Raw genomic sequence first — 12296 nt, 5'->3', positions numbered from 1 at the left:
AGATGAGCACATTCGAATTCCTATGGCAGGGGATCCTGGTTGCGATGCAGCCGATGAACCTGGTTTATGCGCTGGTCGGCGTGACACTCGGCACTGCCGTCGGCGTGCTGCCCGGCATTGGCCCTGCGCTCACCGTGGCGCTGCTGTTGCCGGCCACCTACAAGCTCGATCCGGGCGGCTCGCTGATCATGTTCGCCGGCATCTATTACGGCGGCATGTATGGCGGTTCGACGACGTCGATCCTGCTCAACACGCCGGGTGAAAGCGCCTCGATCGTCACCGCGCTCGAGGGCAACAAGATGGCGCGCGCCGGGCGCGGCGGACCGGCGCTGGCGACGGCGGCGATCGGCTCCTTCGTCGCCGGGCTCATAGCGACGCTCGGGCTCGCCTTCATCGCGCCCTATATCGTCAAGCTGGCGCTGGTCTTCGGGCCGCGTGAATATTTCGCGCTGATGGTGCTCGCCTTCGTTACCGTCTCCTCCGCCTTTGGGGATTCGGCGCTGCGAGGCCTGACCGCGCTGTTCATCGGTTTCGCGCTTGCCATGGTCGGCATCGACCAGCAGACGGGGCAGGCCAGGCTTTCCTTCGGCATCCCCGACCTGCTCGACGGCGTCGAGGTGACGACGCTTGCCGTGGCGATGTTCGCGATCGGCGAGACGCTCTATATCGCAGCGCAGGGCAACCGGGCCGCGGAGCAGGTAGAGGCGGTCAAGGGTTCGCTCTGGATGAACGCGCAGGACTGGTCACGCTCCTGGAAGCCCTGGCTTCGCGGCACGCTGATCGGCTTCCCGATCGGCGCGATGCCGGCCGGCGGCGCTGAAATCGGCACGTTCCTGTCCTACTCGACCGAAAAGCGGCTGGCGAAGAACCCGGAAGAGTTCGGCCATGGCGCGATCGAAGGCGTGGCCGGACCGGAGGCGGCGAACAATGCGTCCGCCGCCGGCACGCTGGTGCCCCTCCTGACCCTCGGCCTGCCGACGACGGCGACGGCGGCAATCATGCTCGCCGGCTTCCAGCAATACGGATTGCAGCCGGGGCCGCTCCTGTTTGCCACCAATCCGCAGCTCGTCTGGGGGCTGATCGCCAGCCTGCTCATCGCCAATGCGATGCTGCTCGTCCTGAACCTGCCGATGATCGGGCTCTGGGTGCGGCTGCTGACGATACCGAAGCCGTGGCTCTATGCCGGCATCCTGCTGTTTGCGACGCTCGGAACGATCGGCGCCAATCCTTCCGTGTTCGAGCTCGGCATGCTGCTCGCCTTCGGCCTGCTCGGCTATGTGATGCGGCTCTTCGGCTATCCGATCGCGCCTGCCGTCGTCGGCCTCATCCTCGGGCCGCTGGCCGAGCAGCAGCTGCGCCGCGCGCTGGCGATCAGCCAGGGCGACGTGACGACGCTGGTGATGTCGCCGATCGCGGCAGGCCTGCTCATCGTTGCGGCGGCCGCTTTCCTGATCCCGCTGATCCTGCGCATCCGCGGTCGGGGCCAGGTGCTGTCGCAACTGGCGGCAAACGAAGACTAGAAGAAAAAGACAACCTTACCCCTGCCTCAAGGCCGGCCTGGAAACATGCGCCGGCCTCTTCTTTTTGCATGGCTGCGGTGATTTTACGTGCATTGTCGATGCGACAGCGCACTGCCATCTATGAGTGGTCAATTATAGAGTAAGAGGAACAGGACAATGTCCGCCATCCGCAATTCAGTCCACGCCGGTTTCCTGGGCCGCGCATTTGCTGCGCTGAGCGCCGCCAACGCCGTCAGCGCTGCTGTCGAAGCCGGTCGCCGTCCGCGCGCCCGCGACCTCAAGGAGCTTGGCATCGATCCGGCTTCCTTCGGTCAGGTCATCCGCTAAGCCGTTCAAGCCATGCAGGAATGAAACAGCCCGCAACCGGATGGTCGCGGGCCTTATTTTTGTCCGAGTGACAGCCGCGACGCTGAGGCGCGTCGCGACCTTCAATTGTCTGCCACGTCAGGCATGTAGTTCTTCCCGCCGGTCGGCGTGATCTTCCGCCCGCTCGCGCTTGTTGTGGCGGATCGACGACCAGAGCGACAGGCCGATCAGAGCCGCGCCCCCGAGACCGGTGATTACCTCGGGAATGTGCACCAGGGTCTGCGCATACATGATCACTGCGAGGATCAGGATGGCGTAGAAGGCGCCATGTTCGAGATAGCGGTATTCGGCAAGCGTTCCCTTCTCCACCAGCATGATCGTCATCGAGCGCACGTACATGGCGCCGATGCCGAGGCCGATCGCGATGACGAAGAGATTCTGCGTCAAGGCGAAGGCGCCGATGACGCCGTCGAAGGAGAAGCTGGCATCCAGCACCTCCAGATAGATGAAGGCGCCGAGACCGCCCTTGGCGGCAGCGCTCATCGTCTGCTGCGACGCATCGAGCAACTCGCCGACGACCTCGACCGCGAGAAAGGTCAGCAGGCCGTAGATGGCGCAATGGACGAAGACGCTGGCCTCCTCCTCGCCAATCAGCCAGGAGAAGACAAGCATCAGCGCCAGCACGAAGGCGATCTCGATGCCCCTGATGGTCGCAGAGCGCGCCATCACCTTCTCCAGGCCGCGAAGCCAGTGGATCTTCTTCTCATGGTCGAAGAAATAGCTGAGGCCGACCATCATCAGGAAGGTGCCGCCGAAGGCTGCGATCGGCAGATGCGCATCATTCATGATGCGGGCATATTCCTCGGGTTCGCGGGCGGCCAGCACCAAGGCATCCCAGGGGCCGATGCGCGCGGCTATCGCGACGATCGCCAGAGGGAAGACGATGCGCATGCCGAAAACGGCAATGATGATGCCCCAGGTGAGGAATCGTTTTTGCCAGATCGGGGTCATCTCCTTCAGCTTGTTGGCGTTGACAATGGCGTTGTCGAAGGAGAGCGAGATCTCCAGCACCGCAAGCACGGCACAGATGAAGAAGACGGTCGCCATGCCGCCGATCGTGCCGGTTGTCTGCCAACCAAGCACAGCGCCGAGAACAAGGCCGATAGCCGTGACGATGAAGGCCCAGCGGAAATAGCCGAGCGAGGATTTGGTGGTCTGGGACTGGTTCATGGCCGCACCTCGCAGCAAGGCTTGCTGGAGAGGGTAGAAATAGTGGAAAAACGCGGCATGCCACAACGGGCATGCTGACGAGGCATGGTGAGCTTTTTCATCGATGAAAAATCCGCCGGCTGAGTTGCAGGCGGTACCGACATCACGAGAGCGCCGTAAAAACTCTCGCCAGAGGGGCCCGGCACCAATGTTCCCCGTAGCCGATGTCTGGAAGGCTGCGGGATAGGCCTTAGGTAATCTACTTCCCAAACCAGTCAAGGCCAAACGCCCCACGTAAAGCCGCATAATTTCGGGAACCATCTGCCCCCCCGCTCGTTAAACCCTGGTTGAGCTGAAAAGGATGCGGATGATGCACACTTCGACCCATATTCCCGATAAACGTACAGAGGCATCCGACCGCATGAAGCGGGCAAAGCCAAACCGCATGCAGAAGGCACAGGTGCTGCCGCCGCATCACGTCGACCTGACGCTGACCCCTGGCGTCTACCACGACATTCACGTGCCGGCACATGTGAGCGGTGCGGACCTCTCCAAGGGTGGTCCCGACATCAAAGGCCATGCGAAAACCAAGAAATAACGGCTATTCCGGAGGCCGCTTCGGCGTGCTGATGGTCGATTCGAAACAGGGTGAAAAACATATGACAATGAACTTTGTGCCCCGAGATATTGTTATTCGGCACGAAAATGAATGGCAGGCCATCCGCGAGGGGGCCGACAAGCGCATCGAGATCGGCAAACGCAAACAGCCGATAGGTTCGCCGATCAGCGGCGCGGCATCGGCCGGAAAAAACGAGCCTTCGGCCGTCAATCCGGAATAAGCGGAAGATAGTTTTGGAGAGATAGGCGCCCGGCGATGCCGGGCGTTTCGCTGTCTAGCGAATCGACACGCCGTCAAAGATAACCGGCTCACGCCAACCTTTCGGAAAGGATTGGGCAGCGATAATCCCGGCCTCACGGGATTCGAACAGATGGCCAAGACAGCGACACGCGGCCGCCGGAAGGCGCCGGCGAGAGGAAAGAGCAGAGCGCGCAGCCGCGGCGGATTGCTGCCCTGGGCAGTGATCGGCATTGCCGCGATCGGCGGCATCGTCGCTCACGACAATTGGAAGAGCCTTCGGCCTATGCTTGAACGGCAGTCGGCGCCGATCGCACGGGAAATGGCGGAGCCGAGACCTGTCGCCAGGAAGGATGTGCCGCCGAAGCAGGTGGCGCTTGCCGCACCGACTCCGAGAGCCGCGCTGCAGCCGCTGCCGCCGGCCGCAATCCCGACGCCGGCCATCCAGCCGGTCAAGGCGGTGCCGGCCCCGGCCTCTCCCGGGGCTCAGCAGACGGCGACGGGCGCCTTCGGCTATTGCGGGCAGGGCGCGCACATCAATTGCGTCGGCGACGGCGGCGTCTTCTGGTACAAGGGCGAAAAGATCGTCATTGCCGATATGGCAAGCCCGGTGGCCGACCAGGCGCGCTGCGATGACGAACGCAGGGTGGCCTTTGCCGCGAAGCTGCGCCTACTGGCGCTTCTGAACGCCGGCCCCTTCACCATCGATGCCGCCGGAAAGACCGAGGCCTCAGGCGCGCCGCGGATCGTTTCGCGCGACGGGCGCTCTTTTGGCGTGCAGCTGATCAAGGAAGGGCTGGCGCGCCAGCCGGGGGGCGGCGGCGCGTGGTGCGCCGCCTGAGCTATTTCCCCTTTTTCACCAGCTTGCCGCCGGTGCGGAAGCTGCCGGTGAAGGAGGAGTCCTTGCTTTCGGCGGTGCATTCGATCGCGATCGGCTCGCCGGCGTAGGGATTGCCGAAGGTGCAGAAGCCGGCGACCTTGACCTGGCCGGTCATCTTGTTGCCGACGCCCGTCGTGACGAGGCTCAACGGCAGGCGAGCATTGCCGTTGGAGGCTGGCTTGATGCCGCTGCCATCGCCCTGGAAGCCGAGCGCCTTTCCATCTGAAGTGAAGATGAAGGTCACCGAACCGTTGGCCAGCGTGACGCTGGCAAGCTCGTTTTTGCAGCCCTTGGTGGCGTCAAACTTGGCGACGACCAGTCTGGCGCATTTGCCGGAAAGCGTAATGACGCCAGGAGCGCCGGGAAATGTCTCAGGCGGGGAGGCCGGCGCGGCGGAGGCTGGCAAGGCGAGGACGGCGGCAACAAAGCCGGCGGCAACAAGCGCGGATAACTTCATTTCGATCTCAAGTCCCATGTCCTGGCGAGGCGAATCACCGCTTCACCTTCGATTCGCCATGGCATGGCTCTGTGTCCGAAATTTGGTTCCGTGCAGCATAAAGATGCCGCCGATCGCCGACGGGCCGAACGTCGGCTGAGCTTGCTGGCTAAAAGGTCCAGCAACGGCATAATTTGCGGGACATCAGCAAGGGAGCGATGTGACGTCCAATAATGGCGGCGCTCATCGAGCGCCTGCCGTCTTGGACTTCGGGTCAAGGGGAAATGGGCCCAGGCAGGGAAGTCCAGGCCCATTCTTTCCCGATCGGAGGTCAGTCAGATCAGGAATGAATAGCTGCCGGTCTGACCGGCAGTCCTATTAGAACGAACGCTGCAGGCGGAAGTAGCCCGAGGTGGAGTCGTCGCCATCTTCCGGATCGAGGTACTGAACCGAAGCCTTGGCGTAGAAGTTGTCGACGATCTGGTAATCAACCGTCAGGCCAACCTTCCAGGCATCTCCGTCGTTGAATTCGCCAGCGGTGACACCGTAGTCGCTGTAGTACTGGACGCCGGGGGTGATCTTGAGCTTGTCGGTTGCCTTGATGGCGTATTCGGCAGCGATCGCCCATTCAGCCTTGTTGTAATAGGCGTTGGGATTTGATGCATAGACAACTGCGAGGCCGAGCGTGCCCGGACCAACAGCAACCGTACCCATGGCGCGGACGGCGCCTTCTTCGTTGTCGGTGTCGTAACCGGCAGTGATCTGGTAGCTGAAGATACCGGCCTTGCCGCCGAGACCGACGGCAATGCCGACGTTGTTGGCGGTTTCGTCGTTGTAGAACGGGCCGTCTTCCAGCTCGTCGACGCTGATGCCAGCGTAGAAGGCGTCGGTTTCGTACTGATAACGGATGGAGTTATGCAGCGTGACCGGAGAACCGATATCGTCGGTTTCGCCCGAGAGACCGTCGTCCCACCAGCTGTAGAACAGACCAGCGCGGAAGCCTGCGATGTCGAGGTAAGCGGAGTCGAGCTTGGCGCCCTGATCCGATGCGTTGTCAGCATTGAACTGCATGACGATGACGCCGGTCAGCGGACCATATTCGGTGTCGCTCTTGGCTGTGAACTGAACCTGACCGCGGGTACGGGCATCCCAGTCGCTGTCGTTGCTGTCGGAGCCGTTGAGCGGCTGATCAGCAACGTCAACCTGAAAACGGATGTAGCCGTTGATCTTCAGGCAGGTTTCGGTGCCAGGGATGTAGAAGTAGCCGGTGCCGTAAGCGTCGCAGACGCGAACATATTCAACCGGTTCCGGTTCTGCGGCGACGATAGCGTCAGCGGCCTGAGGGCCGGATACTGCTGCGAGAGCAGCAGCGGAGCCGAGAAGAAGGCTCTTGATGTTCATGGAATAACCTCCAGTTCAGATGCGAGAGGATGAAGACCGTTGCCATCGGCAGTCCCTACGTGTCTTCACCCCGTGTGATCGAAGCGGCACCTTTTTAGCTCGGTGTCTGCCTCGCCGCGGAAGTTACATAAGGGTTGTTGCACCGCAACGTGATTGTCGATCATGACAACACGCTGCATCGCTATGTTGCTGAAATCACACGCGTTTTGTCACAAACTCGTCATCTGTTTGTTACAAAAATCATACTTTTGAACTCCGAGCAACGAGGGGCTGAGCACTCAGCAATGGTATGCAATTGATGCTGGCGTGAGCACATCCTTATATGCGGGCGCGCCGCAGCCGCCATCTGCATGACTCGGGTAAAATCGGACAGTTGCTTGCCTTTTCCACCGGTCGCTATGGTGAAGATGGAAGTCCGGCCGCAGTGGGGTGACGGCTTGCAAGTTCGTTCGTGCAGCACTTCGTGGGCGCAGGTGCCGTGGAAGCCGGCGAGGCGAGGGGCGGAAAAACTGCGGCGCTGCCGGTCGAGAATTAATCCCTGCCTTTGATCCCACCCGCTTGCGAGAGGCGAATGCCCCATACGCCGGATCGGCAAAAATTCACATGGTTTAGTGACCGAATTTGGCTTGGCCACTCTCAGGAGGTGCATCCCTGTGGGGCAAGGACAGTGGTCAACCATCCATACCCTGCAAATCACTCCAGAATAGCTTCCTTGCGCGCCACATTGCCGCTCACATCGATGTCGCTGCCCAGCATCGCGCTGCCGGTCAGATCAACACCGTAGTCCAGGAGGTTTTGCCGCGTCAGATGGAGCATCACCCGGCCAGCCTGCTCGACCGGCCTGCCTCGCAGGTGAGATACGACATATTCGGCAGTGACGGGGTAGCGTCCCTGGGGAAGGCTGACACCTTTTGCCAGCGAAATCTTGTCGTTGGACACCACGAGAGTTTTGCGTCGTTTAATGACCTGCGCCACGCTGAGAACTCCTATTGGCAGGTTTATCGAACCTGCGGGCCACTATGTAAAAAGGCCTCTCGATTTCTCGAAAGGCCTTTGCTTTTCAGCGAATTAGGATGGTGGGCGTGACAGGGATTGAACCTGTGACCCCTACGATGTCAACGTAGTGCTCTCCCGCTGAGCTACACGCCCATCCGATGGCGGCGCATAGATCACAAAACCTTCAGAGCCGTCAATAGGCTTTTTTCAGTTTTGTGACGCGCCGCCCGACAAGCCTTACGCGGCAAGCATTTTATTGACCTCGTCGACGAGGTCGCGCAGGTGGAAAGGCTTGGAAAGGACCTTGGCATCCTTCGGCGCCTTCGAATCGGGGTTGAGCGCCACGGCGGCAAAACCGGTGATGAACATCACCTTCAGATCGGGATCGAGTTCGGTGGCGCGGCGCGCCAGCTCGATGCCGTCCATTTCGGGCATGACGATATCGGTCAGCAGCAGGGAAAACGGCTCCTCGCGCAGCCGGTCGTAGGCGCTGGCGCCATTGTCGTAAGAAAGGACCTTGTAGCCGGCCTTTTCGAGCGCTTTCACCAGGAAACGGCGCATATCATTGTCGTCTTCGGCGAGAAGTATCTTCTGAGTCATCAATCCAGACCGCTAATCAATAGGTTTTGGGTGGGCTGCCAGCCGTCTACACTAGTCTTTGCCCGGTAAACAACCGGTGAATTGCCTGTGCGTGATGGTCATCCCTTCTACATAGTATGGACTTGAGGGCGGGCAACTGGCAACATGAACGAAGCAGTCAGTTCAGGACATGGTAAAGAGGGCCGAAAGTGCCGGAAATCCGCGAATACGAGCTTTTTGAGGTTCATGAGCCCGTGTCGCAGACCATTCCCTTCGTCTACAACTCCCCGCATAGCGGCCGCATTTATCCACCGGAATTCATCGCGCAATCGAGGCTCGAAGGCATCGCCATCCGCCGTTCCGAGGATCATTACGTCGATGAGCTGTTCGGCTCGGCTGTCGAACTGGGCGCGCCACTGCTCGCCGCCAACTTTCCGCGCGCCTATCTCGACGTCAACCGCGAGCCCTACGAGCTCGATCCCAGGATGTTCGACGGGCTGCTGCCGCCCTATGCCAATGTCAATTCGCTGAGGGTCGCCGGCGGGCTCGGCACCATTCCGCGCATCGTTGCCGAGAATATGGAGATCTATGCGCGGCGCCTGCCGGTGCAGGAGGGGCTGGATCGGGTCGAAGCGGTCTACAAGCCTTACCATGCGGCGCTGCGCCGACTGATTGCCCGCACCCATGTGCAGTTCGGCTTCGGCGTGCTGATCGATTGCCATTCGATGCCCGGCAATGTGCGGGTCGCCGGCTGCACCGGACGGCCCGATTTCATTATCGGCGATCGCTACGGCACCAGCGCTTCGGCCGAACTTTCGCGCGCCGCCATCGCTATCCTTGAGGAAATGGGCTTTGCGGCGATCCGCAACAAGCCCTATGCCGGCGGTTTCATCACCGAACATTACGGCCGCCCCTCGCGCGGCCTGCATGCATTGCAGATCGAGGTGAACCGGGCGATCTATGTCGACGAGGTGACGCTGGAGAAGCGCGAGGATTTTGCCGCGGTGGCCGAGGCCGTCACGGCCTTCATGCAGCAGATGGCGGATTACGTCGAAAAGTTCGCCGGTGACCGGGCGCTGGCCGCCGAGTAAATCTGCAATTTCCTGATTCTCCGCTTGCCTCCCCAGGCCAAAAAAAACCGCGCTTGTCAGCGCGGCTAAGTCTAGGGAGGAAACACCCAAGGAGGGTATTTACAGTCAGAAGACTGTAATGATGACGCTACTATTGCGTTGCACAAATGTCAAGCAATATATTGCGCTGCGATATCTTTGGGCAATTCGCCTGAAGTTGCCCGCTTCGTTTGCATTCCCGCTCGTTTTCGCTATGAAAGCGCATTCCCGCCAGCCAAACGGTGTCACCATGCTTCCTGACCGTTCATTCTTCAATCGTCTGGCAGAGGTCGCCCGCGCCGAGACGCTGCCCCGCTTCCGATCCGGCCTCGACGTCACGAACAAACTTTCTTCCGGCTTCGATCCGGTGACGGAGGGCGATCGGGCGGCCGAGCTCGCCATCCGCGCGCTGATCGAGGAGAATTTCCCCGACCACGGCATTCTCGGCGAGGAGCACGGCGATGTCGGGCTCGACCGGGACTATGTCTGGGTGATCGATCCGATCGACGGCACGCGCGCCTTCATATCGGGCGTGCCGGTCTGGGGAACGCTGATCGGTCTGCAGAAGGAAGGCCGGGCGATCATGGGCATGATCGAGCAGCCCTTTACCGGCGAACGTTATTTCGCCGACGAGAACGGCTCGATCTATACCGGCCCGGAGGGTGAAAGGCGGCTGGTGACCCGCCAGTGCGAGGCGCTTTCGAGCGCCATTCTGTTCACGACCTCGCCACATCTCTTCGCCGGCGGGGAGATGGAGAAATACCGCGAGATCGAGGATCAGGTGCGGCTCTTCCGCTATGGATGCGACTGCTATGCCTATGCGCTGCTTGCCGCCGGCCATATCGATCTCGTCATCGAAAACGGACTGAAACCCTATGACGTCGGCGGCATCATTCCCGTCATCGAGGGGGCGGGCGGCATCATCACCACCTGGGACGGCGGACGCCCTGAAAACGGCGGCTCGATCATCGCCGCCGGCAGCCGCGCGGTCTACGAGCAGGCAATCGCCATCCTGCAGCGCTGAACCCGGGCTCGGCAAAGCCGATGCCCCGGGTCGGCAAGGCCGATTCTGCTGGCGGCTCGGTTGATCCGGCTCAGGTGCCGAGGGCGGCGACATCATGGTTTTCCTCGGCATCGCTGCCGGGAATGAAGGCGTGGAACGCCGCCAGCGCCGCGGCACGATAGATATCCCGTTCCTGGAGGATCTCATGGCGGGCGCCGTTGATCGGCACCAGCTGGCCGGCGCGGAAATAACGCGAGAGCCGCTCCTGTGCCGTGTAGGGCACCACGCCGTCACGTGTCGGGGCGATGACGATGGTCGGGATGGTGATCGAGAAGAGGTGGTTGGGCGAGGTGACCCGGTCCATGGTCCGGAAGGCTTCACTCAGCCAGCGGGCCGTCGGCGGCCCGAGCGTCAGTTCCGGATGGGCCTTCATCATCGCAACATTGCGCTCGAAGCGGGTTTCGTCCGAGGTCAACGGATTGTCGCGGAAATCCGGCTCCTTCAGCTTCGAGGTCAGCGGCATGAAGCCGAGGCCGGCGGCCGTCAGCGCGCCGGCGAGGGTGCGGATGACGCGGGGCGAGGCCGACTGGCCGGTCAGGCCGATGAAGGGAGCCGATAGCACCATGCGGTCGATGCGGGTGGTGAGATAGGGGGCGGCCGACAGCGCAATCAGGCCGCCGGTGGAATGACCGAGCAGGTAGAAGGGCAGTCGGGTGTCCGGCAGCACTATCTTTTCGAGGAAGGTGTCGAGGTCGCGCTCGTAATCGGAAAAGCGGCGGATATGGCCGTGATTGCGGCGCTTGAGGAGCCGCGACGAACCGCCCTGACCACGCAGGTCGAAGGTCGCGACCCAGAGGCCCTTGCTTGTCAGGTCTCGGATCGTCTCGAAATATTTTTCGATATATTCGTTGCGGCCATGGATGATGACGACCGTGCCCTTGGCGACCTGGGCGCCAGAACGGAAAACGGCGTAACGCAGCCGGTGGCCGTCATGGGTTTCGAAGAACCCTTCGGTGCGGTTTTCCGGGGCAGGATTGTCGGGCGTCGAATAGAGAACCTGATCCATGACTTGCCAATGCGCCGCTGCTGAATGCTTCCCTATCAGGGATAGCGCATGGCGCCCGGCTTGGAAAGCGGGGGAAAAAGGGCCGGCGGAAGCGTGAGGGCGCTCGCGGCCGGCCCAAGTTTAGACTGAAGAAGAAGGGACGATGCACTTCAGCCATCGGGGCCAGTGTCACCCGACATCGTCATTTCTAGGCAGGCATGTCTGAACGCCTACCGAACCGGCCGTTCACGCGCGGTTCACGGCCGGTCGAGGGGATTTCGAAAGGTCTTGAACTCCCCGAATCGCATCACCATCTCCATCCTGCGGGTGCCAAAAGGGCCCGCGCAACCGTCCCGAGACCGCCAAGATGGGGTTTCAGGGCATTTTATCGCAACACGTCGCTTCCCTAGGAGGACATCATGCGTCACGTAGACTTCTCTCCCCTTTATCGTTCGACGGTCGGTTTCGACCGGCTCTTCACCATGCTCGACAGCCTTGCTCAGCCGGAGCAGGCGCAGACCTATCCGCCCTATAATATCGAGCGCACCGGTGAAAACACCTATCGCATCACCATGGCGGTCGCCGGTTTCGACGAGACCGAACTTTCGATCGAAGCCCATGCCCATGTGCTGTCCGTGAAGGGTGAAAAGAACGAGGATACCGCCGAAGGGGGCGAATTCCTCTATCGCGGCATTGCCAAGCGCGCCTTCGAGCGCCGCTTCCAGCTCGCCGACCATGTCGAGGTGAACGCAGCTTCGCTGAAGAACGGCCTGCTTCACATCGATCTTCTGCGCAACATTCCCGAGGCTATGAAGCCCCGCAAGATCACGATTGCCGCCGAGCCGGTCGAGGCTCCGAAGGCAATCGAGGCGCAGGTCATCAACGATTAACAGCTATTCCTCAGGGACAATGGACGGCGCTCCGATCGGGGCGCCGTTTTTTATTGCCGTTCATCT

General features: G+C 61.2%; 14 protein-coding genes and 1 tRNA gene. 8 read left to right on the top strand and 7 right to left on the bottom strand.

Features of this window, described 5'->3' with window-relative positions; all coding sequences use genetic code 11:
- Window positions 1–2: 2 nt before the first annotated feature.
- Window positions 3–1520: a tripartite tricarboxylate transporter permease gene (locus AMK02_RS18150; protein ID WP_064804942.1), complete on the top strand. Its 1518-nt coding sequence runs from the start codon at window positions 3–5 to the stop codon at window positions 1518–1520.
- Between the two features lie 156 nt (window positions 1521–1676).
- Window positions 1677–1847, top strand: a complete 171-nt coding sequence (locus tag AMK02_RS31790) for a hypothetical protein (RefSeq protein ID WP_094299101.1) — start codon at window positions 1677–1679, stop codon at window positions 1845–1847.
- Window positions 1848–1964: 117 nt separating this feature from the next.
- Here AMK02_RS31790 and AMK02_RS18145 read toward each other — a convergent pair whose 3' ends face one another.
- A complete protein-coding gene (locus AMK02_RS18145) occupies window positions 1965–3056 on the bottom strand; it encodes a DUF475 domain-containing protein (protein ID WP_064806339.1) in 1092 nt (363 codons plus the stop codon).
- A 346-nt stretch (window positions 3057–3402) separates the two neighbouring features.
- On the opposite strand from AMK02_RS18145, the gene AMK02_RS18140 reads away from it, so the two are divergent.
- From AMK02_RS18140 to AMK02_RS18130, 3 genes are all read left to right on the top strand, one after another.
- Window positions 3403–3633 carry a hypothetical protein gene (locus AMK02_RS18140; protein WP_020922260.1) on the top strand — a complete coding sequence of 77 codons (231 nt, stop codon included), beginning with the start codon at window positions 3403–3405 and terminating at the stop codon, window positions 3631–3633.
- 61 nt (window positions 3634–3694) lie between these two features.
- Complete coding sequence (locus tag AMK02_RS18135) at window positions 3695–3874, top strand: hypothetical protein (RefSeq protein WP_064806337.1); 180 nt, start codon at window positions 3695–3697, stop codon at window positions 3872–3874.
- Window positions 3875–4024: 150 nt separating this feature from the next.
- The gene (locus tag AMK02_RS18130; protein WP_064806335.1) at window positions 4025–4732 is read left to right on the top strand and encodes a hypothetical protein; all 708 of its coding nucleotides are present in this window, start codon (window positions 4025–4027) and stop codon (window positions 4730–4732) included.
- Window position 4733: 1 nt separating this feature from the next.
- Here AMK02_RS18130 and AMK02_RS18125 read toward each other — a convergent pair whose 3' ends face one another.
- The 5 genes from AMK02_RS18125 to cpdR1 form a co-directional block, all read right to left on the bottom strand.
- Window positions 4734–5228, bottom strand: coding sequence for a hypothetical protein (locus tag AMK02_RS18125; RefSeq protein WP_088396255.1), 495 nt, complete (start codon window positions 5226–5228; stop codon window positions 4734–4736).
- Between the two features lie 357 nt (window positions 5229–5585).
- Window positions 5586–6608 carry a porin gene (locus AMK02_RS18120; RefSeq protein ID WP_064804939.1) on the bottom strand — a complete coding sequence of 341 codons (1023 nt, stop codon included), beginning with the start codon at window positions 6606–6608 and terminating at the stop codon, window positions 5586–5588.
- A gap of 693 nt (window positions 6609–7301) precedes the next feature.
- Window positions 7302–7583, bottom strand: coding sequence for a hypothetical protein (locus AMK02_RS18115; RefSeq protein WP_237350418.1), 282 nt, complete (start codon window positions 7581–7583; stop codon window positions 7302–7304).
- 99 nt (window positions 7584–7682) lie between these two features.
- Window positions 7683–7757: transfer RNA gene (locus AMK02_RS18110), tRNA-Val, on the bottom strand.
- An 84-nt stretch (window positions 7758–7841) separates the two neighbouring features.
- Window positions 7842–8204: a response regulator CpdR1 gene (gene cpdR1, locus AMK02_RS18105; protein ID WP_003542883.1), complete on the bottom strand. Its 363-nt coding sequence runs from the start codon at window positions 8202–8204 to the stop codon at window positions 7842–7844.
- Window positions 8205–8392: 188 nt separating this feature from the next.
- Here cpdR1 and AMK02_RS18100 point away from each other — a divergent pair, with 188 nt between their 5' ends.
- Both AMK02_RS18100 and hisN read left to right on the top strand, forming a co-directional pair.
- Window positions 8393–9274 carry an N-formylglutamate amidohydrolase gene (locus tag AMK02_RS18100; protein WP_064804936.1) on the top strand — a complete coding sequence of 294 codons (882 nt, stop codon included), beginning with the start codon at window positions 8393–8395 and terminating at the stop codon, window positions 9272–9274.
- Between the two features lie 268 nt (window positions 9275–9542).
- Window positions 9543–10316, top strand: a complete 774-nt coding sequence (hisN, locus tag AMK02_RS18095; RefSeq protein WP_064806333.1) for a histidinol-phosphatase — start codon at window positions 9543–9545, stop codon at window positions 10314–10316.
- A 70-nt stretch (window positions 10317–10386) separates the two neighbouring features.
- Here the strand turns inward: hisN and AMK02_RS18090 are convergent, their stop codons facing one another.
- The gene (locus tag AMK02_RS18090) at window positions 10387–11361 is read right to left on the bottom strand and encodes an alpha/beta fold hydrolase (protein ID WP_064804934.1); all 975 of its coding nucleotides are present in this window, start codon (window positions 11359–11361) and stop codon (window positions 10387–10389) included.
- A gap of 398 nt (window positions 11362–11759) precedes the next feature.
- Here AMK02_RS18090 and AMK02_RS18085 point away from each other — a divergent pair, with 398 nt between their 5' ends.
- On the top strand, window positions 11760–12230 hold the full coding sequence (locus AMK02_RS18085) for an Hsp20 family protein (protein WP_064804933.1): 471 nt from the start codon (window positions 11760–11762) through the stop codon (window positions 12228–12230).
- Window positions 12231–12296: the final 66 nt, after the last annotated feature.

Origin of the sequence: Rhizobium sp. N731, from assembly GCF_001664145.1 — a bacterium.
GTDB lineage: Bacteria > Pseudomonadota > Alphaproteobacteria > Rhizobiales > Rhizobiaceae > Rhizobium > Rhizobium esperanzae.
Note: the sequence above shows the minus strand (reverse complement) of the source record. Positions and strands in the feature narration are given on the sequence as shown.

Coding starts and splice junctions, on each gene's coding strand:
- AMK02_RS31790 (WP_094299101.1), top strand. CDS start 1,677: ATGTCCGCCATCCGCAATTCAGTCCACGCCGGTTTCCTGGGCCGCGCA.
- AMK02_RS18130 (WP_064806335.1), top strand. CDS start 4,025: ATGGCCAAGACAGCGACACGCGGCCGCCGGAAGGCGCCGGCGAGAGGA.
- cpdR1 (WP_003542883.1), bottom strand. CDS start 8,204: ATGACTCAGAAGATACTTCTCGCCGAAGACGACAATGATATGCGCCGT.
- AMK02_RS18135 (WP_064806337.1), top strand. CDS start 3,695: ATGACAATGAACTTTGTGCCCCGAGATATTGTTATTCGGCACGAAAAT.
- AMK02_RS18125 (WP_088396255.1), bottom strand. CDS start 5,228: ATGAAGTTATCCGCGCTTGTTGCCGCCGGCTTTGTTGCCGCCGTCCTC.
- AMK02_RS18145 (WP_064806339.1), bottom strand. CDS start 3,056: ATGAACCAGTCCCAGACCACCAAATCCTCGCTCGGCTATTTCCGCTGG.
- AMK02_RS18140 (WP_020922260.1), top strand. CDS start 3,403: ATGATGCACACTTCGACCCATATTCCCGATAAACGTACAGAGGCATCC.
- AMK02_RS18085 (WP_064804933.1), top strand. CDS start 11,760: ATGCGTCACGTAGACTTCTCTCCCCTTTATCGTTCGACGGTCGGTTTC.
- hisN (WP_064806333.1), top strand. CDS start 9,543: ATGCTTCCTGACCGTTCATTCTTCAATCGTCTGGCAGAGGTCGCCCGC.
- AMK02_RS18090 (WP_064804934.1), bottom strand. CDS start 11,361: ATGGATCAGGTTCTCTATTCGACGCCCGACAATCCTGCCCCGGAAAAC.
- AMK02_RS18120 (WP_064804939.1), bottom strand. CDS start 6,608: ATGAACATCAAGAGCCTTCTTCTCGGCTCCGCTGCTGCTCTCGCAGCA.
- AMK02_RS18150 (WP_064804942.1), top strand. CDS start 3: ATGAGCACATTCGAATTCCTATGGCAGGGGATCCTGGTTGCGATGCAG.